This window comes from Hathewaya proteolytica DSM 3090 (assembly GCF_900142225.1).
Taxonomy (GTDB): domain Bacteria; phylum Bacillota; class Clostridia; order Clostridiales; family Clostridiaceae; genus Hathewaya; species Hathewaya proteolytica.
The window spans coordinates 1-25,525 of the sequence record NZ_FRAD01000004.1 but is presented as its reverse complement, the minus strand read 5'-3'; the positions used below and the strand labels follow the sequence as shown (position 1 = coordinate 25,525).

General features: G+C 34.1%; 28 protein-coding genes and 1 pseudogene. 3 read left to right on the top strand and 26 right to left on the bottom strand.

Annotated elements, in window-relative coordinates; all coding sequences use genetic code 11:
• Positions 1-8: 8 nt before the first annotated feature.
• From BUA73_RS01660 to BUA73_RS01535, 26 genes are all read right to left on the bottom strand, one after another.
• A complete protein-coding gene (locus tag BUA73_RS01660) occupies positions 9-893 on the bottom strand; it encodes a hypothetical protein (RefSeq protein WP_072901619.1) in 885 nt (294 codons plus the stop codon).
• A gap of 26 nt (positions 894-919) precedes the next feature.
• On the bottom strand, positions 920-1,492 hold the full coding sequence (locus BUA73_RS01655; RefSeq protein ID WP_072901616.1) for a CYTH domain-containing protein: 573 nt from the start codon (positions 1,490-1,492) through the stop codon (positions 920-922).
• Positions 1,493-1,808: 316 nt separating this feature from the next.
• On the bottom strand, positions 1,809-2,102 hold the full coding sequence (locus BUA73_RS01650; protein ID WP_072901614.1) for an ArsR/SmtB family transcription factor: 294 nt from the start codon (positions 2,100-2,102) through the stop codon (positions 1,809-1,811).
• The gene (locus tag BUA73_RS01645) at positions 2,092-2,685 is read right to left on the bottom strand and encodes a 4Fe-4S binding protein (RefSeq protein ID WP_072901611.1); all 594 of its coding nucleotides are present in this window, start codon (positions 2,683-2,685) and stop codon (positions 2,092-2,094) included. The genes BUA73_RS01650 and BUA73_RS01645 overlap by 11 nt, the downstream gene beginning before the upstream one ends.
• A gap of 5 nt (positions 2,686-2,690) precedes the next feature.
• Complete coding sequence (locus BUA73_RS01640; protein WP_072901608.1) at positions 2,691-2,894, bottom strand: 4Fe-4S binding protein; 204 nt, start codon at positions 2,892-2,894, stop codon at positions 2,691-2,693.
• A gap of 78 nt (positions 2,895-2,972) precedes the next feature.
• The gene (gene pdaA, locus BUA73_RS01635; RefSeq protein WP_242942308.1) at positions 2,973-4,013 is read right to left on the bottom strand and encodes a delta-lactam-biosynthetic de-N-acetylase; all 1,041 of its coding nucleotides are present in this window, start codon (positions 4,011-4,013) and stop codon (positions 2,973-2,975) included.
• A gap of 140 nt (positions 4,014-4,153) precedes the next feature.
• The gene (locus BUA73_RS01630; protein ID WP_072901606.1) at positions 4,154-5,356 is read right to left on the bottom strand and encodes an FprA family A-type flavoprotein; all 1,203 of its coding nucleotides are present in this window, start codon (positions 5,354-5,356) and stop codon (positions 4,154-4,156) included.
• A gap of 124 nt (positions 5,357-5,480) precedes the next feature.
• Positions 5,481-6,056 carry a chromate transporter gene (locus BUA73_RS01625; protein ID WP_072901604.1) on the bottom strand — a complete coding sequence of 192 codons (576 nt, stop codon included), beginning with the start codon at positions 6,054-6,056 and terminating at the stop codon, positions 5,481-5,483.
• Positions 6,053-6,616: a chromate transporter gene (locus BUA73_RS01620; protein WP_072901602.1), complete on the bottom strand. Its 564-nt coding sequence runs from the start codon at positions 6,614-6,616 to the stop codon at positions 6,053-6,055. Before BUA73_RS01620 ends, BUA73_RS01625 begins: the two co-directional genes overlap by 4 nt.
• Positions 6,617-6,702: 86 nt before the next feature.
• A complete protein-coding gene (locus tag BUA73_RS01615; protein WP_341465299.1) occupies positions 6,703-7,482 on the bottom strand; it encodes a thiazole synthase in 780 nt (259 codons plus the stop codon).
• Positions 7,483-7,495: 13 nt separating this feature from the next.
• Positions 7,496-8,152 (bottom strand): sulfur carrier protein ThiS adenylyltransferase ThiF, encoded by a 657-nt coding sequence (gene thiF / locus BUA73_RS01610; protein WP_072901598.1) that lies wholly within the window; start codon positions 8,150-8,152, stop codon positions 7,496-7,498.
• A gap of 2 nt (positions 8,153-8,154) precedes the next feature.
• Positions 8,155-8,349: a sulfur carrier protein ThiS gene (gene thiS / locus BUA73_RS01605; protein ID WP_072901596.1), complete on the bottom strand. Its 195-nt coding sequence runs from the start codon at positions 8,347-8,349 to the stop codon at positions 8,155-8,157.
• Positions 8,350-8,538: 189 nt separating this feature from the next.
• Positions 8,539-9,735, bottom strand: a complete 1,197-nt coding sequence (gene hydF / locus BUA73_RS01600; protein ID WP_072901594.1) for a [FeFe] hydrogenase H-cluster maturation GTPase HydF — start codon at positions 9,733-9,735, stop codon at positions 8,539-8,541.
• Between the two features lie 22 nt (positions 9,736-9,757).
• Positions 9,758-11,176 carry a [FeFe] hydrogenase H-cluster radical SAM maturase HydG gene (gene hydG / locus BUA73_RS01595; RefSeq protein ID WP_072901591.1) on the bottom strand — a complete coding sequence of 473 codons (1,419 nt, stop codon included), beginning with the start codon at positions 11,174-11,176 and terminating at the stop codon, positions 9,758-9,760.
• A gap of 40 nt (positions 11,177-11,216) precedes the next feature.
• Entirely contained in the window at positions 11,217-12,257 is a 1,041-nt protein-coding gene (gene hydE / locus BUA73_RS01590) for a [FeFe] hydrogenase H-cluster radical SAM maturase HydE (protein WP_072902034.1), read from the bottom strand.
• 12 nt (positions 12,258-12,269) lie between these two features.
• Positions 12,270-12,527 (bottom strand): TM1266 family iron-only hydrogenase system putative regulator, encoded by a 258-nt coding sequence (locus tag BUA73_RS01585; RefSeq protein WP_072901589.1) that lies wholly within the window; start codon positions 12,525-12,527, stop codon positions 12,270-12,272.
• A gap of 362 nt (positions 12,528-12,889) precedes the next feature.
• The gene (locus tag BUA73_RS01580) at positions 12,890-14,227 is read right to left on the bottom strand and encodes an MATE family efflux transporter (RefSeq protein WP_072901587.1); all 1,338 of its coding nucleotides are present in this window, start codon (positions 14,225-14,227) and stop codon (positions 12,890-12,892) included.
• Positions 14,228-14,351: 124 nt separating this feature from the next.
• Complete coding sequence (locus BUA73_RS01575; protein WP_072901585.1) at positions 14,352-14,924, bottom strand: TetR-like C-terminal domain-containing protein; 573 nt, start codon at positions 14,922-14,924, stop codon at positions 14,352-14,354.
• Positions 14,925-14,977: 53 nt separating this feature from the next.
• A complete protein-coding gene (locus tag BUA73_RS01570; protein WP_072901583.1) occupies positions 14,978-15,844 on the bottom strand; it encodes a DegV family protein in 867 nt (288 codons plus the stop codon).
• Between the two features lie 249 nt (positions 15,845-16,093).
• Positions 16,094-16,549, bottom strand: coding sequence for a hypothetical protein (locus tag BUA73_RS01565; protein ID WP_084671923.1), 456 nt, complete (start codon positions 16,547-16,549; stop codon positions 16,094-16,096).
• A gap of 142 nt (positions 16,550-16,691) precedes the next feature.
• Complete coding sequence (locus BUA73_RS13980; protein ID WP_072901580.1) at positions 16,692-17,471, bottom strand: TPM domain-containing protein; 780 nt, start codon at positions 17,469-17,471, stop codon at positions 16,692-16,694.
• A gap of 15 nt (positions 17,472-17,486) precedes the next feature.
• Positions 17,487-18,035, bottom strand: coding sequence for a LemA family protein (locus BUA73_RS01555; protein ID WP_072901578.1), 549 nt, complete (start codon positions 18,033-18,035; stop codon positions 17,487-17,489).
• Positions 18,036-18,179: 144 nt separating this feature from the next.
• On the bottom strand, positions 18,180-19,217 hold the full coding sequence (locus BUA73_RS01550; RefSeq protein ID WP_072901575.1) for a CAP domain-containing protein: 1,038 nt from the start codon (positions 19,215-19,217) through the stop codon (positions 18,180-18,182).
• Between the two features lie 126 nt (positions 19,218-19,343).
• Positions 19,344-20,204 (bottom strand): metallophosphoesterase, encoded by an 861-nt coding sequence (locus tag BUA73_RS01545; RefSeq protein WP_072901573.1) that lies wholly within the window; start codon positions 20,202-20,204, stop codon positions 19,344-19,346.
• 49 nt (positions 20,205-20,253) lie between these two features.
• A complete protein-coding gene (locus BUA73_RS01540; RefSeq protein ID WP_072901571.1) occupies positions 20,254-21,855 on the bottom strand; it encodes a spermidine synthase in 1,602 nt (533 codons plus the stop codon).
• A gap of 100 nt (positions 21,856-21,955) precedes the next feature.
• Positions 21,956-23,962: a methyl-accepting chemotaxis protein gene (locus BUA73_RS01535; RefSeq protein ID WP_072901568.1), complete on the bottom strand. Its 2,007-nt coding sequence runs from the start codon at positions 23,960-23,962 to the stop codon at positions 21,956-21,958.
• Positions 23,963-24,109: 147 nt separating this feature from the next.
• Here BUA73_RS01535 and BUA73_RS01530 point away from each other — a divergent pair, with 147 nt between their 5' ends.
• The 3 genes and pseudogenes from BUA73_RS01530 to BUA73_RS13835 all read left to right on the top strand — a co-directional run.
• Entirely contained in the window at positions 24,110-24,460 is a 351-nt protein-coding gene (locus BUA73_RS01530) for a CidA/LrgA family protein (protein ID WP_072901566.1), read from the top strand.
• 10 nt (positions 24,461-24,470) lie between these two features.
• A complete protein-coding gene (locus BUA73_RS01525; protein ID WP_072901564.1) occupies positions 24,471-25,166 on the top strand; it encodes an LrgB family protein in 696 nt (231 codons plus the stop codon).
• A 206-nt stretch (positions 25,167-25,372) separates the two neighbouring features.
• A pseudogene (locus BUA73_RS13835) lies at positions 25,373-25,525 on the top strand (IS1380 family transposase); the annotation flags it as partial.

The following is a 25,525-nucleotide window of genomic DNA, read 5'->3' as shown; positions in this document are numbered from 1 at the left end:
TCCCCAAATTACAAATTTGTTTTTGAACTTTTCACTTCATATCTATAATCATTTTCTTCATCTAACATATTATACATTTCATGATGAAGCCAATGTTTCTTTCCAAGGAAATTCAAATCATTATTTAAAATATCTTGGACAAAAATTATTAACTCTTCAGTTTTCTCTTTTATATTTTCAATATTGAGATTATAGAAAAAACAATTATTAAGATACCTTTCCATATAATCATTTTTCCCAAAAGCTTTATTTTCTAAGAAAATTCTGCTGTACCATTTAGTTACATTTAAATTTAATTTATTATTAACAGAATTGTATCCACATATAGCCAATCCAACTGCATCCCTTGCACTTATCATAGCTCCATAATAATCGCCATTCCCATACAATGTTGTTGCATCATGTAACTTCTCATCTGCATCGGATGCTAGTAAATCTGCACAATACCTTTCTAACTGAAGCGCTTTAAGTTTTTCTTTTAATCCTAAAACATCATTTCCAATCAACACATCTCCATTTCGCATTTTCAGCAATACCTTAAGATCCGCAATTGATATCTTTTTCTTTTCATGAACACGTCTAATCTTTGATTCTATTGATTCTGCTTTCCAATATTCCACATCAAGAAATAAATACGTTATATATGGTATATTTAATTTTTTTGAGTCTATTTCATAAATTTTTACATATTTTTCTCCATTGGCAAAAAAATCTTCACAATTTTCTTGGTTCCGTATAATATAAACATCAAAATCGGAATCCCATGTTCCTAAACCATCAATATGTGAAGTATATATTATACCGTAGTCACCCACATTGTACTCAATAATGCTTAAAATATCATTTACATTTAAGTTTACTTCTTTCAATCGCTTTATTAATTTTTCATTCATACACTCTGAATAATATAATTATTATATTATTTTCCCCCCTTCTTATATTTTGATATATATTCTTTTATAAATCTTTTATATTTTCCATCAGGTGACACTTTTAATTTAAAACTCAAACCTAGCTTTTGAATTTCATTAAGACATTCTTCATCATTATTATCAAATTCAAATTCAAGTTCATAATCATGCCTTTCCAAATAAAAACTTTTATCAAGAAATATAGCACTGCACTCGGATAATTGCTTCATTCTGCGTTTAGTAACTAATTTTTCTATAAGATATAACTTGCCATGAACATATTCATTTATTTCATTATATTGTTCTGAATTTACACATAATGGTATATAATTTATATCATGTTCATACTCTTCCTTAGTTTTATATATACATTCGTTAGTTTTATTGTTTAGTTTTATCTGAACCGTATATTTTAAATTTTTTTTTCGTATTCTAAATGTTATACCCAGTTTATATAAATCAAGATTTTTGGTATCATAATAATAATTTTCCTGTATATATTTCTCATCCCATATGTACGTTTTTTTAATTTTTTCATATTCTTTGCTATTAAGTATTATTTTATATTCTTTTTCTACCATTCTACTGCATTTACCCCCATTTATCCCTTTTGATAATTTAGAATGCAAAAATTTTGTTTTACTAATATACATTTCTTCTATTACTCATTTATATTTTAAATGTTATTTCATTATTTTGTTTCCTTTTTTTATATATGATAATGTCATTATAATACATTCAATATGTTTATTCAATATATTTGAAATTTTAAATATATTATTTATACATCCTACTTAATTATAAAGAACTCTCACGGTATCCTTATATATCATACTTTCACCAACAAGTACTTGCCCACGCTAGACAATCTAAAAAAGACAGAACCCATGTTCTGCCTTAACAATATTCTTCACGTATCTTTTTAATTACTTCCGAAATTCGTTTATCGCTTATGCGGTATATGACATTCTGTCCAACTTTGCTAGACTCTATGAGATCATGGCTTTTCAGCATAGAAAGATGCTGTGATACTGCAGACATACCTATTCCTTGAAGTTCACTACAAATTTCTCCCACGGTTTTTTCGCCCTCTTCTAGCATACATAAAATCATCAATCTGTATTCATTGGTCAAGGTCTTCATGAGATTTGACACGAATTTAGCTTTTTCATAAGCTGATTTATCTTTCATCTTTCTTCCCCACATTCTTCAGTTTGCATATTCCCTGAGTCATGGTTCCCATGGGACAATAAACACACCATGAACGAGGTTTAAATAGCAACATAGTTACAAGACCTAAAATTGTAGATGTAAGCATCATACTATAAAATCCAAAGGCAAATTGTGCCACACCTAAGGATAAAAAGGTTCCATGATACGCAAATTTCCAAGGCACTTTAAAGGTCCACAATAGTGTAACCACTTGTTTTAGATTTTGTGTGCCAGAGAATACATGCACTGTATTTATAATCATTAGTATAAACATAGTCATAAAAAAGGTCAAGAACCCATATCTAAACCACCAAGAGTACAAAAACTTAGGAGGATTCTTCTTTCTTGACAGATTGAAGTGCCCACCTATCATTTCAAATAGTTGTCCCCTGGCACAATAACGATTGCAATAAGCTTTATTACCACCAAAAATGGCAATTATCATAGGCAAAATAAAAGCTATCATGCCGAGCCACCCAAACAAAATGTTAAATGCTCCCAAAGTTAAATATACAGGAGTCAAGATCCATAAATACTCATACCATGCTTTCTTCTTTTTCACCCTAATTACCTCCTGTTTTGAAAATTTTCTTCAACATTTATTATTCCTGCTGGACATGCTTTTTGACAAAGTCCGCAGCCAACACATTTATCATAATCTACAACAGCCTTTGTTCCTTTGTATACAAATATAGCTTGTTTAGGACATATAATAACACAAGAACCACAGGCTACACATTGTTTCCCCACTACTGCTTTTCTTTTTGCCATGATATCTCTCCTTATTTCATTTTAGTAATTTATAATATACTAAAATATTATATGCTTGTCAAGGGCTCAAAAGAACCCTTATGGCAATAATTCAAATTCATATCCTTGATTTTTTGCTTCAGTTATTATCTCTTCTAATATCTCTGCATTGGTTTTTGATACTGCATGCAAAAGAAATATAGCGCCATTATGCATACCCTCAAGTATTAACTTTTTTGCTTCCGTTGGCTCAGGCTGTTCCGTAGGTTCCCAATCTTTATATGCAAAGCTCCAAAAAATTGTCTTATATCCCATTTCTTTTGTCATAGCAAGGGATTTTTGAGAATATTCTCCCATAGGCGGCCTAAAATATTTTGACATATCTTTTCCAGTAACTTCTTTATATCTTTCATCTACGGATTTCAGTTCATTTTCAAACTTTTGCTTATTTGATGTCACATCTGGCATAGATAAGTGGCTTTTAGTGTGATTTCCAATTACATGACCTTCAGCTTCCATCCTCTTTACTAAATCCGGTCGTTCTTCCACATAAGGCAAAGTCACAAAAAATGTAGCTTTGACTTGGTTTTTCTTAAGTACATCTAGAATTTTTGATGTATATCCATTCTCATACCCCTCATCAAAGGTAAGATACAAAACCTTTTTCTCCACATCTCCCACATAATAAGCATCATACTCATTTAAATTGTATTTTAAATTTCCATTTATTCTAGGTGTTTTATAATCCTTATTGCGTATAAACCACCATTCAGTTTTTGTATTGTCGATGGAGGTTTCTTGCGTTTTGTCTACTTTTATATCCTCCTGCTTTTTTTCTTTCTCTATTTTCTCTTCTTCTTTTTTTTCTTCCCCTAATTTAGGAATATCTTCTTTTTCCCTATTTCTATTATTCTGATTATTTTCTCCATCCATATAATTATCATTATTTTCTTTTTCTTCTTTGCCATCACTTTCTGTATCTTTGTTCTTACTAATTTCAGATCCAAGTTGTTCCTTTTTATTCTCTAAAATTATATTATTGTCATCTACCGGTTCCAATTTATTATTTCCTTTACAACCCTGAATTGATAAAGCAGTGATAGCAATTGTCATTAATACCCATAATATTCTTTTATTCATTCTCTATCCCTTCCTATGCCATAAATTAATATGCTCACTCTAGGTAGAACAAAAACGGTAAATATCTAATTTTTATAATATATTTACCGCTCTTTATTATGTCTATTTATCTTACTCTATGTTTTATACCTAATAATATTCTATTGAAGGCTTTTAACTATAGTGTCTGCAAGATTGTCAATGTCATCTTTTTGTAAAGACTTAACTGTAGATTTTATGGTTATAGTATTATCTATAATATTTATGTTCTTCATGGATTCTATAATTTCCTTCATATGTTTTCCAGATACAGGCCCCCAAGAACCATTTTCAATTATCGCCACAGTTCTATTGGAATAATTATGTGCTTTAAGGTCTAGTAACAAAGTTTCCATATTGGGGAATATACCATTGTTGTAAGTTGGGGCTGCAAAAACTGCATGGCTATATTTAAAAGCTTCAGATACTATGTAGGATGAGTGAGTATTGGAAACATCGTACACTGCAATATTTTTTACGCCAAGCTCACCTAATCTATATGCCAAAACATTGGCAGCATTTTCTGTACCTCCATAGATAGATGCATAAGCTATCAAAACAGATGATTCCTCTGGTCTATAGCTACTCCACAAATCATATTTACCTATAATATATTTTATATTTTCTCTTATAATTGGACCGTGTAGTGGTGCTATCATCTCTACCTCAAAAGCAACAACTTTTTTTAACAGAGATTGTACCTGGACTCCATATTTTCCAACAATATTGGCATAATATCTTCTTGCCTCGTCAATCCATTTACACTTAAAATTCACTTCATCGTCAAAGATATTGCCATCAAGAGTTCCAAAAGTTCCAAAAGCATCTGCCGAAAACAAAATTTTATCCGTAGCATCATAGGTTACCATAGCTTCTGGCCAATGAACCATAGGTGCCATAAAAAATTTCAGCACATGTTTCCCCAAAGATAAAGTGTCTCCTTCTTTTATGACTATTGCTCTAGAATCTATATCAAAATCAAAAAACTGTTTAACCATACACATGGTTTTAGAGTTACCAACCACTTTTACCTCAGGATACTTTTCTATAACATTTTGTAATGTTCCACAGTGATCAGGCTCCATATGGTTAACTACAACGTAATCCAACTTTTTGCCCTGTAGTACATGTTCTAAATTCTGCATAAACTGTTTTTCCACTGAAGAATCCACAGTATCCATTAATACATTTTTTTCATCTAATATAATATAGGAATTATATGACACACCATCCGGTATTGGAAAAGTATTTTCAAACAAAGAAAGCCGTCTGTCACTAGCTCCCACATAAAATATATCTTCTTTAATGTTTCTGATGCAATGCACGATATACTCACTCTCCTCATATTTATAACATTAATTTATTATATCATTCTAAGCCATTTTCTTCAATGTAACTTAGGTAATAAAAGCACTTCAGAGTACATAATCTGAAATGCTTTATTCTAAATTAAATTGAAAACATCAATCCTCCATACCCCGATACTATGCCTAATATGGCAGACAAAACTATAATTAAAATAGGATGAAGTTTTTTCTTAATAAGTAGCAACATTAGTATAAATATGAGAACTGAGCACCAAAATCCATAGGTTCCCATGATACTAACGACAAATCCTTTTGGGAAAAACACAGTTTGCCCTATAGATACTACTGCAGCGCCAATCATACCTATCACCGCTGGCTTAAGCCCTGCCATTATTCCTCGAACTTCTATATTATTTTGGAAATTCATAAAAAACTTGGCTATAATAAGAATAATAATAAAAGATGGCAACACCAAACCTAGTGTAGCAAAAAAAGCTCCTAGTATTCCTCCCATCTTAGTTCCAATAAAGGTGGCCATATTTACAGCAAAAGGTCCAGGAGTACTTTCACTGACAGCAATAAAGTTTACTATTTCTGATAGTGTCATCCATCCCTTCGCTTGCACTTCTCCTTGAATGAGTGGGATCATAGCATAACCGCCACCAAAAGTAAAAGCACCTATTTTGAAAAAAGTAAGGAATAAATTAAGTAAAATCATCTTTTAGCCCTCTTTTCTGAGTATAGTGTAACTACAAGCCCTGATATAGCACACAGTAAAATAACCAATAGCACATTTACCTTTAAAAATGCCACAGATATAAAAGCCGCCGCAATTACCACATAAGAAAAAATATGCTTTGGGCACTGCTTATACATAGATATCAACGCCTTTATAATCAAAGCCAACACACCTGCCCTTATACCATTAAAGGCAAAACTCACCGCTTGAACCTGCTGAAATTCAGTGATGACATAGGATAGTGCGTATATTATTATGAAGGATGGCATTACAACACCAAGGGTAGAGCATACAGCTCCTAAAACACCACATACTCTATATCCGACAAAGGTGGCAGAGTTAATGGCAATAGGTCCTGGAGTAGATTCCGCAATAGCTATAATATCCAGAACATCACTATTTGAAATCCAACCTTTTATATCCACAACCTCTTTCTGAATCAAAGGAATCATGGCATATCCACCGCCAAAGGTAAAACCTCCTATCTTCAAAAATGTTACGAATAAACTCCATAAACTTTTCCATCTGTTATTTACCAAATTAGTGTCCTCCTACAATGGATTTATTTAACCCATTAGTATTATATCATATTGTGTTTAACTATTCACTACACCCAGTATTACAATTATTCCATATCTACTCCAATATATCCTGTCACTGGTGACGAAGCGTTGGCACCACTTTCAATTACTCGTCCAAGCCCCGAAAGATAAGCTTCTCGTCCTGCCTTTATAGCATTTTTAAAAGCCCTTGCCATGAGTACAATATCTCCAGCCGTAGCTATGGCTGTATTAGCCATAACAGCGGTGGCTCCCATTTCCATGGCCTCACAAGCTTGTGATGGCTTTCCAATACCTGCATCTACAATTATGGGTAGTTTTATTTCATCTACAAGGATTTTAATAAAATCTTTTGTACAAAGTCCCTTGTTAGAGCCAATAGGTGAACCAAGTGGCATTATAGAAGCTGCTCCCGCATTTACTAGGTCTTTTGCCGCATTAAGATCCGGAAACATGTATGGCATAACAATAAATCCTTCTTTTGCAAGAATATCTGTGGCCTTTATTGTTTCATAGTTATCTGGTAACAAATATTTTGAATCGTGTATTACTTCTAGCTTTACAAAATCTCCACAGCCCAATTCTCTTGCCAATCTTGCCACTCTTACGGCTTCTTCTGCTGTCTTGCACCCTGATGTATTTGGCAAAAGTGTAATATTCTTTGGAATATAATCTAAAATATCTCCACTTCCTGCTGTTCCTACCCTTCTAAGAGCCATAGTTATCATCTGCGCACCAGCATCGTCTATAGCTGCTTTTATAAGTTCCATATTGTACTTTCCTGAACCAAGTATAAACCTAGATGTAAATTCATGCCCACCTACAGTCCACGTATCCTTATTTATCTTTTCACCTGTATTATTCATTTTCCATTCCTCCAATATTTTTATCTTTCAATATAAGTTCAATGACCTTATTGGCTTCATGACCTGCACATATAGCAACCCTAGGAGCCATAAGCCCAATACCATCTTCTATGTCGCTCTTATTGTCACCACAAATATACAATCGTCGTCCCAATTTTCTTGTGCATATATTATTAGCATCATGGTACCCAGCCATACCTGACCCCGATATAACCGTAGTATTTTTACATTTTTCCAGCAGACTATTTACAAACATAGCCTTAGTTTCAGCTTTGTCAAAGGCCTCACAAACATATTTGTACTGGTAGAAAATATCATAAACCTGCTCTTCGCTTATTTTTATATCCAAAGTTTCAAGTTCTATATATGGATTTATTTCCTTTAACCTACTGGCTAATGCTTCTGTTTTTTTCATGCCGATATGACGCACATCATAAACCTGACGATTTAGATTGCTTAGCTCCACCGTATCAAAATCTACTAAAAGCAATTTTCCTATACCACTTCTAGCAAGCATTACAGCTATATTAGAGCCAAGGCCCCCAAGTCCTGCTATGGCAACACTAGACCCCTTCAAAAGCTTATACATATCTTTTGAAAATCGCTGATCACATACCTTCTGAAACTCTTCTTCATTGGGAATATACATACTTAGCCACCTCCAACAAAATGCACAATTTCTATGGTGTCTTGCCTTTTAAGTGTAGTTGTAGCATATAAATTTCTTGGAATGATTTCTCCGTTGATTTCCACAGCTACTCTTTCTTTTCTGTATCCATTATTTATAAGATACTGCTCTAAGGTTTGAGCTTCCTCTAATGTAACTTCCTCACCATTTACTCTCATTTAAAACTCCACCCCCTTTATTATGCACAAAAAAAGAGCGCATGAAGGAAATCCACACCCGTGGTGGTGTGCCCCTTCATGCGCCTTCGCACAATCTATATTCATTATATTCTTATTTTTTAATTAAGTCAACTTTAAGCAGAATTACATAGCTTATTGTTTTTTAATATACGGTGACAGTTCATTTTTTTACATGCTCACTTTATCCAATATTCCACTGATGTATGCCATGACCACGCCATAATTAGTCATGGGTACCCCTTGGTTTTTCGCCTCATTTACCCTATTCATAATATATTTTCTATTAAACATGCATCCTCCACAATGGATAATTAAATCGTACTGTGAAAGATTTCTTGGGAAATCTGTTCCTCTTACAAAGTCTATATTAATTTCCGGAGAAATGCGCTTTCTAAGCATATTAGGAATCTTTACCCTTCCAATATCCTCTTCCTTAGGTGCATGGGTGCAGGCTTCGGCAATTAAAATTCTCGATTGCGCATTTAAGAATTCTATTTTCTTTACACTTTCTATATAGTAACTTAAATCACCCTTATGAGCGGCAAAAAGTATGGAAAAAGAAGTGAGTTTGCTTTTCTCTGGTTTCTTTTCATATACAGCTTTGAATGCCTGGGAATCTGTGATAATAACATCTGGTGGACAAAGAAAAGTTTCCAATGCCTTATCCAGTGTATCCACCGTAGTACTTGTAACCACACACTTTTTATCTAGTAAATCTCGTATAGTTTGTACTTGTGGCAGTATAAGTCTACCCTTGGGTGCTTGAATATCCTGGGGCATAACTAGAAGTACTCTATCTCCCTGTGATACAACCCCTTCCGTAATACTTCTTGTTTCAAAATCCTCTGGAAGATTCTCGCCAATGATTTTGTACAATGATGATACATTGGCTGAAGTACTGGCATTTACCACAATACACTGAGATTTGAAATATTCCTCAATTTCTAGTTTTCTTTTCTCTATTGCCTCTGCATTACCTTGTCTTTCATTAAACACAAGTATTACAGGCACATTATCTTGCTTTAATTTTTCTATCCATTGTTCTTCCAATTGTAGCCCCTGATTACCAAAAACCATAAAAACCATATGACATTTCTTCACAGCTTCTTCTGTTTTAGCAACTCTCATATTTCCAAGGCTTCCCTCATCGTCAAAGCCTGCTGTATCCACAAATACACAGGGTCCTATGCCATTTAACTCCATGGCCTTATATACGGGATCTGTGGTGGTTCCTGGCACATCAGAAACCAGTGCTGTATTCTGATTAGTTAAGGCATTGATCAATGATGATTTCCCACTGTTTCGACGCCCTAAAATACATATATGAATTCTATTCCCTGATGGGGTTTTATTTAGCTCTGACATATTATATCCTTTCTAACCATGATTAAAATCTAAAATCGCGATTTCCATTTTCAATATCTTTTATATATTTTGTAGCGGTTTCTCTTACTTTTTCATTGGTTATTTTCGAAAGTTCCTTTTCTATAAGCTTTTCTCCTTTTGCCCTTGTATCAGTATTAGCATAATCCATAAGATACTCTTTTAAGGTCATAAGTGCATTAGGATGACAGCAATTCACAATTTGTCCTGATTTTAAAAGGCTCATAAACCTATCACCAGTACGTCCCTCTCTATAGCAAGCCGTACAAAAACTTGGAATGTGTCCCATATCCAAAAGCCAGTCTACTACTTGGTCTAGGGTTCTCCTATCTGTTACATCAAACTGAGCTGAATCCTCATGTTCCTCTTCCTCATCAGCGTATCCACCAACACTAGTCTTTGAACCCCCACTAATCTGTGATACACCTAGTTTTAATACACGTTCTCGCATATTCTTAGATTCTCTTGTGGATATTATCATACCTGTATATGGCACCGTTATTCTAATAAGAGCCACGATTTTTTCAAAAATATCATTTGGTACCGCATTGGAGAAAGCATCTACATCAATATCATCTGCTGGACATATACGAGGTACACTGATGGTATGTGGACCAACGCCAAAGGTAGCTTCCAAATGTTCTGCATGCATCATAAGACCTACAAAGTCGTACTTATACATATTAAGACCAAATAATACCCCGATTCCTACATCATCGATGCCACCTTCCATGGCCCTATCCATAGCTTCCGTGTGGTATGCATAGTTGCTCTTAGGCCCTGTAGGATGAAGCATCTCATAACTTTCCTTGTTATAAGTTTCCTGAAATAAAATATATGTGCCAATACCAGCATCTTTTAATTTTCTGTAATTCTCCACTGTGGTGGCGGCAATATTAATATTCACACGCCTTATGGCACCATTTTTGTGTTTTATGCTGTAAATAGTTTTTATACTCTCCAAAATATACTCCATAGTGTTGATTTCTGGATGCTCCCCTAATTCCAAAGCAAGACGCTTATGACCCATATCCTGCAAAGCAATTACTTCACGGCTTATTTCTTCTTGAGACAACTTTTTACGGGCAATATGTTTATTTTTCATATGATATGGGCAATATGTGCATCCATTGACACAGTAGTTTGAAAGGTATAAAGGGGCAAACATAACTATGCGGTTACCGTAAAACCTTTCTTTTATATCCCTGGCAAGCTGATACATTTTCTGAATTTCATCCTCCATATCACATTCTAAAAGCACAGCTGCCTCTCTGTGGGATATGCCCTTCATTTTCGCTGCTTTTTCTAAAATACTCTCTATTAATTCCCTATTGTTTTTATTATTCTTAGCATACTCTAAGGTCTCTTTTATCTCCTCATGATTTATGAATTCCTCTGCTACTTTTGAATCAATTTTATACATCTGCTTGTACCCCCGTTATTGTATTTTATTTATTATTATTTTATATTGGCTTATAATCTCCTCTATGCACTACTATTTTATATCCTATGCTTTTTATAGCTTCTGCCAGATCCTTATAGCCTTCTGCCCCCTCTTCTTCTGTGCATTTTTTATTATCATAAAGCATATATTTTTTTCTTACCTGCCATGGAGATAAATTTGGCATCACCACATTGGCCCCGGCTAAAATACCCTTTAGTCGCCCCTGTGGACTTACCGTTGCCAAAGAAGTGGTGGATGGAATCAAAGCGTTGGGAAACATGAGCCTGATTATAGCAATCAGCACTGTGGTCTGTTCCATAGTTCCAGCTTTAAAATCCGAAAAAGGGGTTTCATGATGGGGAATGAAAGGTCCAATACCAACCATTTCAGGCTTCAACTGATATAAAAACTCCAAATCAGAGATGATATGGTGAACATTCTGATAAGGTGAACCCACCATAAATCCGGTACCAACTTGATAGCCAATACTTTTTAAATTCCACAAACATTCTTTACGATGCTCTAAGGACATACTATTGGGATGAAGCTTTCTATAATGTTCTTCATTGGCTGTTTCATGCCTTAATAAATATCTTGAGGCACCCGCCTGAAAAAATGCCTTATAATCTTCACAAGTTCTTTCACCCAAGGACAAGGTAACGGCACACTGTGGATACACATTCCTAATTTCACTTATAATATCTACAAGTAGCTGTTTTGTATAATAAGCGTCTTCTCCTCCTTGTAAGACAAAAGTCCTAAATCCTAGTTCATACCCACTATGACAACAATTTAAAATATCTTCTTTTTCTAATCTGTATCGACTTAAGTTTTTATTATCCCGTCTTATGCCACAATAATAGCAGTTATTTTTGCAATAATTCGTAAGTTCAATGAGACCTCGTATATATATGCTATTGCCATAATAAACCTTGGCTTTTTCCCTAGCTCTTTCATACAAGAATTCCCTGTCATCCGTTGAACTCTCATTTATTAAAGTTTCAAATTCCCCTGGAGATAAAATCCCCTTTTGCTCCAATTTTGATACAAGTTCCTTAATAATGGTCATCTCTTATTTATCTCCTCCAGTCTTAGAGTAGATAGTCTTTGTACTCACATCTTTTAACATACCAATTTTCCCTGAGAGTGCACTGATTACGTCCGATGGCGCATCTATGAAAATGCTGATAATGGACATGTTTTTTTCCCTATAAGGTACACCCATACGGCCTAAAATGTAATTACCATACTGGTGAAGAATGGCATTTAATTTCTCCACTGATTCTGGGTTTTCAACAATTATACCAATGACTGCAATACGCGTCTCCATGTTATTTCCACCTCTCTTCTTAAGATAAAGACTTCTAGCCTTCAGATTTAAATTCTCTTTATAATAAAAAAAATCCCCACAGAAGTATAACTGCGGGGACAAGAAAATAGACCTATAGTAGGACCTATATTTTCATATTCGTCATGCAATAGCCTTCTCTCTCGGGACGAACCCTCAAGTACAGTACAATTGATTTTTAAATTTTTAATTTGGGTTTGATGCAAGAAACATTATATCTCACACCTCACCACAAGTTCATTGTAAACTCTACTATTTATACAGTCAATATTTTCATACGTGAATTTTTCATTTTATCCATTGTTTTTTATAATTCATGCTAACTCTATTATTAAATTATCAAATTAAACTAAGGATGTATCCTTCCACCTTCCACTTTTGTATCTTATGGCAAAACAAGTTATTCTAAAAATCCAGTCTATAATCATAGAAATCCACACACCAATGGCACCGTATCCTAGCCCTTTTCCTATGATGTAACTAAATAATATTCTAAAGGCACACATGGAAAACACGGAAACCACCATGGTAAATTTCACATCATTGGCAGCTCTCAGTGCATTTGGAAATGTAAAAGCTAAAGGCCACAAAAGCATGGCAAATCCATTGTGAATTACTATAAGTGTGGTAGCCAATTTAATAGTTTCCTGTGATAAGTTGTACACACTTAATATCCAAGGTAAACATATGAACATAATCACATTCAAGCCAAAAATCAATTTATAAGTTATTTTCAAAAGCTTTTTAATGTAAAATTTTACTGCTTCATAGTCTCTAGCCCCAACACATCTTCCTATAACTGCTATCATGGCTAAGTTCATAGCCTGACCTGGAATTATGCCCAAATTATCTATATTATTTGCCACAGCATTGGCAGCTATCTGCACAGTACCAAAGGTGGCTATAAGGCTCACCACAATTACTCTACCCAATTGGAAGAGGCCATTTTCTATGCCGTTGGGAATTCCAATATAAAGTATTTTCTTTATCATGGAAATATTTAAATGGAAACAGTCCTTAATTTTAATATGTATCATATATTTTTTGTTGCATATAAGTACAAGCATCACAGCAGCTGCCACCATTCTTGAAATCAAAGAAGGTAAAGCCACACCAACAACTCCCATTTTTAAACCTAAAACTAATATAGCATTGCCAGCTATATTTATTATGTTCATAATTACAGATATTATCATGGACACTTTGGAGTTTCCCATGGATCTGAACAAAGCTGCACAGGAATTGTACAAGGCCAAAAATGGAAAAGATAGGGCTGAAATAGTAAAGTAAGTTATTGCATTGTCCATAACATCATTATCTATGACGCCAAATAAAAGATTAAGCAAATTTCTTTTAAATAAAAGGCAAAGAGTTGTTATAGCCATGGAAATTATCACTGTAATAGTGGCCAACTGACTTGCAGATTCACAGGCACCTTTCTCATCCTTTTTCCCAATGAGCTGTGAAGATATAACTGCACCCCCTGTGGCCAAAGCTGCAAACACGTTGATTATAACTACCACCACCATATCCACCAAGGATACACCCGATACAGCCGCCTCTCCCGCTGAAGACACCATCATGGTATCCGCTATACCAACCGATATAGCTAAAACCTGCTCTATGAGCAAAGGTATGATTAATTTTTTCAATTCCTTATTAGTAAATATCTCTGATTTCATACTCGCTCCTTTTTTAATTTTTATTCTTTCTTAATCTTATCACATCGGTAGTCATATTAAAATTGTTTTTAGTTGTCAAAAAAGGCAGTGAGGTTTTATATTTCCCACTGCTTTTAAAAAGTATTTACCACTTATCTTTTAAAGATTCACTTCGCTTAAGGGACAACTCTATATTTCCGTCAAATAGCTTTCCTACCCTTCGTATAAGCTTTTCTGGGTCTTCCTTCATCCCCGTTGAAATCCAATGAAGAACCATTTGGGTTAATGCACTCTGGTACAAAAAAGCTATGAGTTTTATATCATCATCCACAGCTCCTATATGGCGTCCTATCTTATCCACATAACGAACCATTACATTTCCTGCCACATCAAAAATATATTTTTCTAATACCTCTCTATGCAATGAATTATAAATATGGTATATGGCCTTTCTATTTTTCAATGCAAAGTTGGTAGCCTTTAGAAATGCATCTTCCCAGCACAGGGTATCATTATACTCATCTATGACCTTTTGGATTTCATTTTGAAATAATTCTGTCACTATGGCATAGGTATCAGGATAATAATAATAAAAGGTATTTCTATTTATATCACACTCATTGGCAATATTGGTCACTGTTATTTTATTCAATGGGATCTCATTAAGCATCTTTACAAAAGTATCTCTAATTAAATTTCTTGTATACTGGTGTGCCATGATTAATACTCACCTCATTTTATATAAAATTAATTATTACTTATGTATTATTCCTACTCTATAATCCTGCATATGCCTATACCCGCCGAATTAGGTCCTACATGGCACCCAACGCTAAAGGTAAGTGGATCGTAGAATACATATGCTCCTGGAAAGTACTCTCTTACGGCATTAAACCATTCATCCGCCATTTTTTGATTGTCAAAAGTGCCAGCAGCTCCAATACTTATAGATGAAGCCTCAACACCTGCAAAGCGCGTCTCATAGTCATTCTTTATAGCTTCTAACATCTTCTTTTCGCACTTTTTCATCCCTCTTATTTTAGCAAAGGCATCTAATTTATCACCTTGAATAGTAAGAACAGGCTTTATATTGAGCACTGTTCCAATTGCCGCTCCTGCGGCTGTTACTCGTCCACCCTTTTTAAGAAATTCTAAAGTGTCCACAGCAACGTAAATACTTGATTCATAGGCTGATTCTTCAAGTTTAACCTTAATATCAGTGGAGCTACATCCTTTATCCGCAAGTTTTTTTGCATCTAACACTGATTGCCGCTGAGTAACAGAAATTCTATGGTTGTCCACTACTTGTACCCGACCATCATAATCTTCTGCAAGTCCAATGGCACTATGACATGAACTGCTAAGACCACTAGACATAGGTATGTATACTATTTCATCGTATCCCTTTTTAAAAACATCTTCCCATGCACATATTACATCGCCTGGAGATGGCTGTGAGGTGGAAACATTTTTGCCACTTGTAAGACTATCATAGAATGCACTTTGAGAGATGTTTACTCCCTCATAGTAAATTTTACCATCTATAATAACAGGCATAGGTATAACAAATATCCCAAGCTCTCTACCCGTCACTTCATTTATACCACTATTGCTGTCTGTTATAATTGCTGTTTTCATAAGTTCTTAATCTCCCTTCTGTACTACAAAATTAGACAGATATAATTTTTAAATCATGTAATTAGAAAGGAGCTTAGCTCAAAATTGCCGGCTCCCCTTTCAATTTCATAATTCAGCGATTTATCTGATGGCTAGACGGTATAACACACCCGCCTCTTATAGGAAGTCGATGACATGAGACACGCCCCTAGATAACGACTTCTTAGCTTTAGGTGAATTTAAAACTCAACCTGGAGCTAAGAAGTCTGTTTATTTTATTAATTTTAAATGCGCAATATCCTTCATATTTTTTCCACTAACAGCTTCAACAAGGATTACGTCTTGAGAAAGATCATCAATTTTATCGCTAATATTTTTTACCAAATTATGCGAATTAGTAATAGCTAATTCTATTATATCCAATCTTTCATCTAAGGATTTACCATCCCTAGTTTTAGCTCTCTCCATCTGTTCTGAAAAAGCTCCCTGAACTTCTGCTATGGTTTTAACATCCGTATGGACTTTCTCTAGCATCAGTGTATTTCTTTCAAGATTATTCTTTATAGAAGCCATTTCTGATTTCATAGAAGTTATGTCTGTTTTAATGGAAGTTATTTCTGTTTTCATGGAGGTTATTTCTGTTTTAATAAAATCCATTTCCGACTTCATAGAAGATTGGTTTTCCAAAATTTTATTCAATAAAGATTGTATATCCTTATCATTCATCCTCGTTTCTCATCTCCTTACTTAATATTTTAAGTATATCAATATCATATCTTATAATGCCCTTGAAGTAAATAATTCACAATTAATTTTTCACAAATGTAATCACCTAAATATTTCTAAGAAACAATTATACCACAAATTCTTAAAAATTTCTAGAGGCTCCACCACCACCAGAAGAACCTCCCCCTCCTGCTGAACCTCCACCGCCAAAGCCACCGCTACCAAATCCTCCACCATTATTTCGACCAGAAAATATTATGATGTAAAGCAAACTTCTAATTATTCTGCCTCTATTAAGAAATAAATCCATGATTATTAGTAATAAAATAATTGCTATAGGTATGGCAGTTCTAATCGTGCTTTTCTCATCTACCACGTAATCCTGTGATGGAATTGATTTATCTATTTCCACATTGTACTCCTGTTGAACTACTGACAATATAGCTTTGTACGTATCGATTATTCCTTCTTCATATTGTTTTGTCTTAAATCTTGGAATGAGATATTCATCTAAAATTCTACCTGCTTTGCTGTCAGGTAGTGCCCCTTCTAGCCCATATCCCACTTCTAACCTTACCTTGCTGTCGTTGATAGCACAAAGCAAAAGTATGCCATTATTTTTCTCACTAGAGCCAATTTTAAATGAGCGAAACATATCCACCGTATAAGATTCTATGTCCCGCCCCTGAAGGGAATTTACAAGTGCCACCACAATTTGTGCTCCCGTTTTATCAAATAAACTAGTGTTTGTACTTATTATGTAGCTCTTAACATCTTCACTTAAAATGCCGTAATCATCATACACATAAAAATCCCTGCTAGGCTTTGGCACTGCAGCATTAGTCTTTAGGCAAAAGCATAGTATTATAGCAAAAATAGACACCCAAACGCAACATAACTTTCTAAAACAGTTTTTGATCATATAAAATCACCATTCCTAAAATTTCACTTCTGGTGTATCTGCATCGCTTTCTGTAATCTGAAAATATTCTTTCTCATGAAATCCCATGATTCCAGCAAAAATATTTTTTGGAAATCTTCTTATGGATTTATTGTAATTTTCAACGGCATTATTGTAATCCATTCTTGCTACAGTTAATCTATTTTCGCTTCCAGATAATTCATCCTGTAATGACAAGAAACTAGCATTTGCCTTTAAATCCGGATAAGCTTCCATCACCATATTAATAGAACTTTTTAAGTTTGCCTCTGCCTTTGCAAACTCCTCTGGTGTTTTTGCCTTTTCATACCCAGTTCTGGCATCAGTAACTTCCTTTAAGACATTGCTTTCATGACTAGCATACCCCTTAACAGTACTTACAAGGTTTGGTATCAAATCCGCTCTTCTCTTTAAATTATTCTCCACTTGAGACCACTTTGAATTCACTGTTTCTTCATGATTTACTAAACCGTTATACTGAGCTACTACAAAGATCCCCAATACGGCTAAAATTACTACAACAATCATCCAAGGTTTAAATTTCATAATATTACCTCCAAAATATACTTTACTATTTATATACATATTCACATTATAATTTATTATTCCCATCTTCATTCGAAAGTATAACAGGGCCCAAAAATAATGCGCAGAAATTTTATATTTTCTGCGCATCTTACATACTAATATTTAATTTGCAAAGGTTTGTGTTCCCATATAAACACCTTTGTCCTTATTGTACACAACACCAATTCCAATTTTTGTATAGCTAGGATTCATCATATTATCCCTATGCCCCTGGGAATTCCACCACTGATTAAATAGCTGCTCTCCACCTGAGTAGTTGTACGCAATATTTTCTCCTGTGCCACTGTACTTATATCCTATCTTTCTAAGCCAATCATACCACAATTCGCCTTTTGGAGTGCTGTGATTAAAATAGTCATATTGAATCATGTGATTGCTTTTGTATCTAGCAACTTTCAACAAAGTATTGTCCATCACTAACTCTTTTAGACCCGCTTGTCTTCTTTTACTGTTAAGCAAATTAAGTATTATTTGTTCCTGTGAACCGCTTACTGAAATATTATACTTAGTTGGCAATGGTTCTAATCCGCTGATATCCACGTTATCACTAGATTTTTCCTTAACCGTCTCCACTGACTGCGCTGGATTCTTCTGTTTTGGAGTGGGAGTCCAGGTTGAAGTTGGAGTTGGAGTTGGAGTTTTAGTTGACGTAGAATTTGTCGGTGACTTTTGTTCAATTGTTTTAATATCTGTTACTTTATCCCCTGTTGGCTGAAGTTCGCAACTTTCTAGCTCCAGGGTCTCAGACTTCAAAGGCTGTACAATTTTACTTTGATACTGTTTCTCTGTAGCTTTGTAAACATTAGTTCTATTTAAATCTTTATTGTTCAAATTCTTCTTCACTTTATTTGTAGCTTGTACATTTTTTTGTTCATTAATCTTGGAAACTTGTTTTTCTTCTTTTTCCTGTTGTTTTAAAACCTTCACATCTTTCGCCGTCTTCTTATCTTCATAAGGTATTATGGGCTTTGATGTGCTTAACTCTTTTGATACCTCGTTGTTCTTTTTCAACGATACTTCTCTATTGTTTCTAATTGTCTTAAAACCAGCGAACGCTACAACTGTAGAAAGCGATATGGCAACTGCTATTGCTAAAATACTTTTGCTCTTTACCGTTTCCAATATCTTTTTTATATGCATAATAACCCTCCTTTTACTGTAGGTTTTTATTATAACACATTTTTTTATCTTTTGTCGAAATTAGTAAAATTTATATTTTCTAACATTTATATAGAACTAAATTATCACTTAATTTTTAATAAGTTATCATTGGACTTTTAAGGTTACTTCTACAATCTCCGGTCTATTGAAAATTCTAAAGGGGAAAATACTGTTTCCAAGCCCCCTGCTAACCACCATGCTTGTATGATTTTCTTTATAAATTCCACTAGTATATTTAGGGAATAATCCTTGATCCGGAGCAACAATTCCGCCTACTCCCGGAATCCTTATCTGCCCACCATGAGCATGTCCTGAAAAAATAAGGTCAATTTTATAATCTTTATACAACTTTAAAAGTTCAGGCCTGTGTGAAAGCAAAACTTTAAAGCCCTCACACTCTTTCCATTTGCAGAGATTTTCTTCAACTTCAGTAACATCAGTGCCCTCAAGATAGTCAGAGGTCAGAAAATCTGGATCTCTAAGGCCCATTAAATTTATATAGCTATTTCCCTTATAAATCTTAAGAACTTCATTATCCACAACTTTAACACCTGATGACAACAATTTGCCCTTTATATCTTCATATTTTTTTGACCATGCTTCATGATTTCCAGAAACATAGTAAACAGGAGAGATTTTCACCGCATTGTCCACTAGTTCCATAGCTATATTAAGGTTATACTTTCTTCTATCTATTAGATCCCCTGTTATTACAATTATATCTGGTTTCATATTTTTTAGCTTGTCTATAATATTTTTTCCACCCTTACCAAAGCTTTTATTATGTAAGTCGGAAAGGTGGGCAATCTTGAAATTGTTGAACTCCTTGGAGATCTTTGAATTACTATAATTAATTCTTGATATAACAATACTGTTGTTTTGCCATATTAAAAAACAAACACCTGCAATAAATATAATCAATAATTTTCCATAATATTTGTATGTTCTACCTAAAATTTTCTTCATTATTATCTCCATAACAATATTCATATATTTACCATAAACCATATATCAGCTAATTTATGTTGAGTATACCCTTTAATCCTTCTTTTTTAAAAACATCCTTGTAGTATTTTATTTCTTTTTGTACGATTTTGTCGATTACTTTCATACCAAGCAATTCTACTGGAGCCTTATCGTCAGTAAAAATGTAGTTGCCTGCTTTATATTCAGAAATTTCATCCCTCACCTTTATCATGAGTTTTTGCAAGTCCTCGTCCTCAACAGAATTTATATTGTTTTTTAAAGCCTCTTTCATATTTCCATTAGCTTTAGCAAATAATTCTCTGTTTGTACAATTTGGCACATCTATAGTTTGAACGTCCCCAAAAACACTGGAGATGGTATCTGCTAAATAAGAGTTAATGCTGCCATCCTCATTTGTATGCATATTCATATTTACTACCATAATTCCATCAGCTTTTAAATGATCCTTTACCATCTGAAAAAATTCCACTGTGGACATCTGAAAGGGAATTGTTATATCCTGATAGGCATCCACCATAATTACATCATATTTTTTCTCTGTGGCATGAAGATATGCCCGCCCATCATAAGTTATTGTATCAATATCTTTATCCATATCAAAGTACTCTGTGGACAGCGTTGTAATTTTGCTATCTATCTCCACCCCTTGTATATCCACATTATTAAAGTATTTATGACACTGTTTTGCATATGTTCCCGTGCCCATGCCAAGTATTAGTATATCCCCACCCCTTTCATCTACAATTCCAGACATTAATGGAGCCGCCAATGCATAATCATAATACATTCCCGTTAAAGATCCATCCTTAACCATGATAGATTGTACTCCGAATAAAACATTGGTTGACAACACCACATTGTCTTTGTTTTCTTTAACCTGAAGGTAATTATATATTGATTCCCCCTCATAAATCAAAGACTTTTCCCAAAAGGCAAAACTACTACTTGATCCAATGATACTACAGCACAGAAATACAAAGAAAGCTATAACAACCTTTTTTTTCTTCCTTCCATTATTTAAAAAATAAATAATTCCAATAATAAGAAGTATTCCAGAAAATATTAGAAAGGTTATGGCTGTCCCCACAGCAGGTATTGTAACAAAAGTAGGAAGGAAAGTTCCGATTATGCTTCCAATAGTATTATATGCACCAAGGGTTCCCACTACCTTGCCACTGTCATCCAAGCTATTAACCGTATATTTTACAAGAGATGGTGTCACAGTGCCCAGTAAAAAAAGTGGAAACACAAAAATAATCATACAAGCTAGAAAAGCGGCAATAATTAAAAGATTGTTGCTTATAGTCACTACCAACAAGGCAGATACACCTATAATGATATATTTGCCCACCACTGGTATAGCCGCAATCCAAACTGCCGCAATAATAAGACGCATATATAATTTATCGGGATTGGGATCCTTGTCTGCACTTCTGCCACCCCATATATTTCCCAAAGCCATGGCAATCATGATAGTACCAATAATAATTGTCCAAACAATTTGAGAAGAACTGAAATATGGAGCCAATAGCCTACTAGCACCTAGCTCCACCGCCATAACCGACATGCCGGCAAAAAATTCAGTTAAAAACAGATAATATTTATTTTTTATAATATTGCTCTTACCCATAAACATTCCCCTTTCTATGTAAAAAATTATTTCTAACTTATATTATACATTAAAAAATCATCAACTTATATTAATTCAGTTGATGATTTTTATACTTTAACTATATTTTAAACTTTTGTACCATTTCATTTAAATGTTGAGCTAATTCTGCCTGATTTTGAACTGCCACGGAAACCTGTCCTATTGCTTTTGTTGTCTCTTTCATACTTTCTCTTATATACTCTGCCTTACCACTTGTTTCTTTTGAATTTAACGCCATACGTTGCACAAATTCGCTAGCTTGACCTACTGCCAATGTAATCTGTTTAGACATATCTGCAAGTTCTTCTGACATCTCAGCAACGAAATTTGCGTCATTATAATATTGATTACCTGTCTCACCATAAGAATCAAATTGTTCATTAACTTCATTATTAATAAAATCTAAAATATCGCTACCTGTGTCAATACTAATTTTAAATGCTCCCTGCACCTTAACAATGGTTTCCTGAATATTAGTTACAGCCTCCGAAGATTGTTCTGCAAGTTTTCTAACTTCCTCGGCTACTACAGCAAATCCTCTTCCTTGATCCCCTGCCCTAGCTGCTTCTATGGCTGCGTTTAAAGCAAGTAAATTTGTTTGCGATGCAATACTTGCTATGGTATCAGCCATAACCTTTATGCTATCTACAACCTTGCCTTCTTCTATGGCTCTTTCCATATGTTTTCGCTTTTCTTCATATATTTTCTTACTTCCTCTTATAGCTTCTTCACTACTATTCTTTACATTTATAGCTCGTTTTTTAAACTGGTTAGAATTATCATGACCTATCATAGCCTTTGAAGACAATTCGTTTACACTAGCATCAACTTCTTCAATTGAAGAGCTTATTTCATCTGCTGCAACGCTAGCTTCCTCCATACCTCCCGTAATTGTAACTACTGAATTATTAATGCTTTCTGCTCTAGAGGATAGCTCATCCACCGTGGCTGCAAGTTCTTCTGATAATGCACTGATGCTTTGTGAATTATCTAATATCTCTGCAATAACTTTAGTTAATTGAGCTTGTACCTTATGCAAAGAGTTATTTATCTTTCCTATTTCGTCATTTCTCTTACTAGGTTTCTTCAATCTCTCATTAGTGAAGTCACCCTCTGCAAATTTCTCTAAATCCCTTACAATCTGCTTAAATGGCTTAAATATAATGGTTATTATAATGAATAGTAAGGTCACTGTTACTAAACTACAAATTACAATAGCTATGACAAACTTGTTTAAAAGCTCTTGGATTGGCTTCATCACATAGTCCTCTGGAACAGCAAAACCAAAGGTCCAATTTGTAGCCTTTATTTTTGAGGTAACAAAGTATTTATTAATACCATCATAGTCCTTCTCAATATTAATACTATTATCCTTTCTTATGTCTTGGCCAATTTTTTTAAATCTGCCATCTAAAACTTTGTTAAAATTAAAAGCTCCTTTTTCTGTTGGTTGAAATGCCTTATTGGGATGGGTAACAAAATTTCCATCCTTGTCCAAAAGAAAAGCATAGGAACTGTCGCCTGATTTTACGTTTCTAGTTGCATCTAACAAGTAATCTACAGATAAATCAATTCCAACAACGCCAATTACTTTACCCTTATCCTTTACTTGTTTAGAAATGGTAAGAACCATCTGTTCTGTAATGGCATCTATATATGGAGACGTGTACATCAGTTTATCCTCTTTTAAAGCCTCCATATACCAATCCCTTGTAGTGCAATCATAATCAGATGGTATATCTGTAGATGATTCATCAATAAAAGTTTTGTTTTCTAACCCTATGTAAGCTGAAACTACCCCCTCATTATGCTCAATCTTCTTGTCAAACAAAAATTCCAATGTACTTTTGTCAAACTTTTTTATGCCTTCGAAATCACTGCTGAGTTCATCTACTATTTCACCCTTTGTATTTAGCCACCCTTCAAATCTTGCTGAATAAGTGTTGGCCTCATTTTCAATTTTAGACAGAGTTTGTTCAGTGATATTTGTTTTAGAAGTATTGTATCCTATAAAAGATATTACAAAAATGCATATGGCAAACAGCAATAAACAAACACCAATAATTTTTCCCTTAATGGTTCTCATAAATATACCTCCCTTCATTTATCTTAATATTCGTTTCATTTTGCGTATACTTTACATAATTATGTATTTTTCATCCCCATTTGACACGAAAATCTAGCTGTGATATTTTAAATTAGTATTAAAACTTTGAAACCTGGAGGTAAAAGCATGAAGTTTATAAAACAATTCAGCATCATAATTATTATTTCATTTTTAGGAGAAATCCTTAATCACATTATACCCTTGCCTGTACCTGCTAGCATATACGGCCTTGTTATAATGTTTCTCTGTTTAAAAACTAATACAATAAAACTATCCAGCGTAAGAGAAACTTCAAAATTCTTAATTGAAATTATGCCTCTTATGTTCATTCCAGCAGCTGTTGGACTATTGGAGTCTTGGAATATAATTAAACCTGTTTGGGCTCCTTTTGCCATAATAACAATTTTTTCTACAATTTTGGTTATGGCAATATCTGGAACTGTAACTCAAGTCATAATAAAACGCAATGAAAGGTAGGAATACGTAAATGAACAATTTTCTAACACACTCTGTCTTCTTTGGTGTAATGGTCAGCATTTTATCCTACAGTTTTGGTATGTTTTTGAAAGATAAATTTAAGTTGGCCATTTTTAATCCATTGCTCATCTCCATCATATCCACTATTGCAATCTTATTATTGGGAAAAATAGATTATAAATCTTATTACGAAGGAGCAAAGTATCTAAGCTATCTCTTAACTCCTTCAACTGTTTGTCTTGCTATTCCTTTATATGAGCAACTAGAATTGCTGAAAAACAACTGGAAAGCTATAATTTTAGGAATTCTATCTGGTGTACTAACTAGCCTTTGCTCAATTTTAGCTATGGCTCTTATGTTTGGACTAAATCATCAACAATATGTGACATTGCTGCCGAAATCCATTACCACTGCCATAGGTATGGGAGTCTCAGAGGAACTAGGTGGTTACGTCACTTTAACTGTAGCGGTAATAATTATAACAGGAATATTAGGGAATATTTTCGCAGAATTCCTTTGCAAGCTATTTAAAATAAATAACCCCTTGGCCAAAGGAATCGCCATAGGTACTTCGTCTCACGCCATCGGCACAGCAAAGGCCATGGAGATGGGTGAAACTGAAGGTGCCATGAGCAGCCTTTCCATAGCAGTATCGGGATTGCTTACTGTATTAGGTGCTTCTGTATTTTCCCAATTCATACATTAAGCAATTGCCACCTCCAATATACTGAGATTCTACGTCAGTACTTTATAAACCACCCTCAAAGCATTGATAAATATACGTTCCTTCAAAATTCAGCTTTCACCCATTGGGTGAAAGAAAAATGCTCAAAAATGTGTTGAATTATCAGCTTTTATGAGTCGATATATGGTACAATAATAGTAACAAAAGAAGAAAAAGGGGTTTAAATTATGATTAATAAAATTGATTTCACAGCTAAGAATCTAACATCAAATGCAGGTCTTTTTCTTCTCCTTGAGAACGCAAAAAGTAATGAGATTTTTGATCTAGTTGAAAATGACCTCGTATTTGATAATGACTCCACAAATAAAATCAAGATGAAT

Coding starts and splice junctions, on each gene's coding strand:
- pdaA (WP_242942308.1), bottom strand. CDS start 4,013: ATGAATAAAAGAATATTATGGGTATTAATGACAATTGCTATCACTGCT.
- BUA73_RS01580 (WP_072901587.1), bottom strand. CDS start 14,227: ATGAAATCAGAGATATTTACTAATAAGGAATTGAAAAAATTAATCATA.
- BUA73_RS01555 (WP_072901578.1), bottom strand. CDS start 18,035: ATGAAATTTAAACCTTGGATGATTGTTGTAGTAATTTTAGCCGTATTG.
- BUA73_RS01655 (WP_072901616.1), bottom strand. CDS start 1,492: ATGGTAGAAAAAGAATATAAAATAATACTTAATAGCAAAGAATATGAA.
- BUA73_RS01550 (WP_072901575.1), bottom strand. CDS start 19,217: ATGCATATAAAAAAGATATTGGAAACGGTAAAGAGCAAAAGTATTTTA.
- BUA73_RS01545 (WP_072901573.1), bottom strand. CDS start 20,204: ATGAAGAAAATTTTAGGTAGAACATACAAATATTATGGAAAATTATTG.
- BUA73_RS01525 (WP_072901564.1), top strand. CDS start 24,471: ATGAACAATTTTCTAACACACTCTGTCTTCTTTGGTGTAATGGTCAGC.
- BUA73_RS01585 (WP_072901589.1), bottom strand. CDS start 12,527: ATGGAGACGCGTATTGCAGTCATTGGTATAATTGTTGAAAACCCAGAA.
- BUA73_RS01625 (WP_072901604.1), bottom strand. CDS start 6,056: ATGATTTTACTTAATTTATTCCTTACTTTTTTCAAAATAGGTGCTTTT.
- BUA73_RS01535 (WP_072901568.1), bottom strand. CDS start 23,962: ATGAGAACCATTAAGGGAAAAATTATTGGTGTTTGTTTATTGCTGTTT.
- BUA73_RS01575 (WP_072901585.1), bottom strand. CDS start 14,924: ATGGCACACCAGTATACAAGAAATTTAATTAGAGATACTTTTGTAAAG.
- BUA73_RS01565 (WP_084671923.1), bottom strand. CDS start 16,549: ATGAATGATAAGGATATACAATCTTTATTGAATAAAATTTTGGAAAAC.
- BUA73_RS01570 (WP_072901583.1), bottom strand. CDS start 15,844: ATGAAAACAGCAATTATAACAGACAGCAATAGTGGTATAAATGAAGTG.
- BUA73_RS01540 (WP_072901571.1), bottom strand. CDS start 21,855: ATGGGTAAGAGCAATATTATAAAAAATAAATATTATCTGTTTTTAACT.
- BUA73_RS01640 (WP_072901608.1), bottom strand. CDS start 2,894: ATGGCAAAAAGAAAAGCAGTAGTGGGGAAACAATGTGTAGCCTGTGGT.
- BUA73_RS01650 (WP_072901614.1), bottom strand. CDS start 2,102: ATGAAAGATAAATCAGCTTATGAAAAAGCTAAATTCGTGTCAAATCTC.
- BUA73_RS13980 (WP_072901580.1), bottom strand. CDS start 17,471: ATGATCAAAAACTGTTTTAGAAAGTTATGTTGCGTTTGGGTGTCTATT.
- hydF (WP_072901594.1), bottom strand. CDS start 9,735: ATGTCAGAGCTAAATAAAACCCCATCAGGGAATAGAATTCATATATGT.
- BUA73_RS01530 (WP_072901566.1), top strand. CDS start 24,110: ATGAAGTTTATAAAACAATTCAGCATCATAATTATTATTTCATTTTTA.
- hydG (WP_072901591.1), bottom strand. CDS start 11,176: ATGTATAAAATTGATTCAAAAGTAGCAGAGGAATTCATAAATCATGAG.
- BUA73_RS01660 (WP_072901619.1), bottom strand. CDS start 893: ATGAATGAAAAATTAATAAAGCGATTGAAAGAAGTAAACTTAAATGTA.
- thiF (WP_072901598.1), bottom strand. CDS start 8,152: ATGTATATTCCCAATGAAGAAGAGTTTCAGAAGGTATGTGATCAGCGA.
- thiS (WP_072901596.1), bottom strand. CDS start 8,349: ATGAGAGTAAATGGTGAGGAAGTTACATTAGAGGAAGCTCAAACCTTA.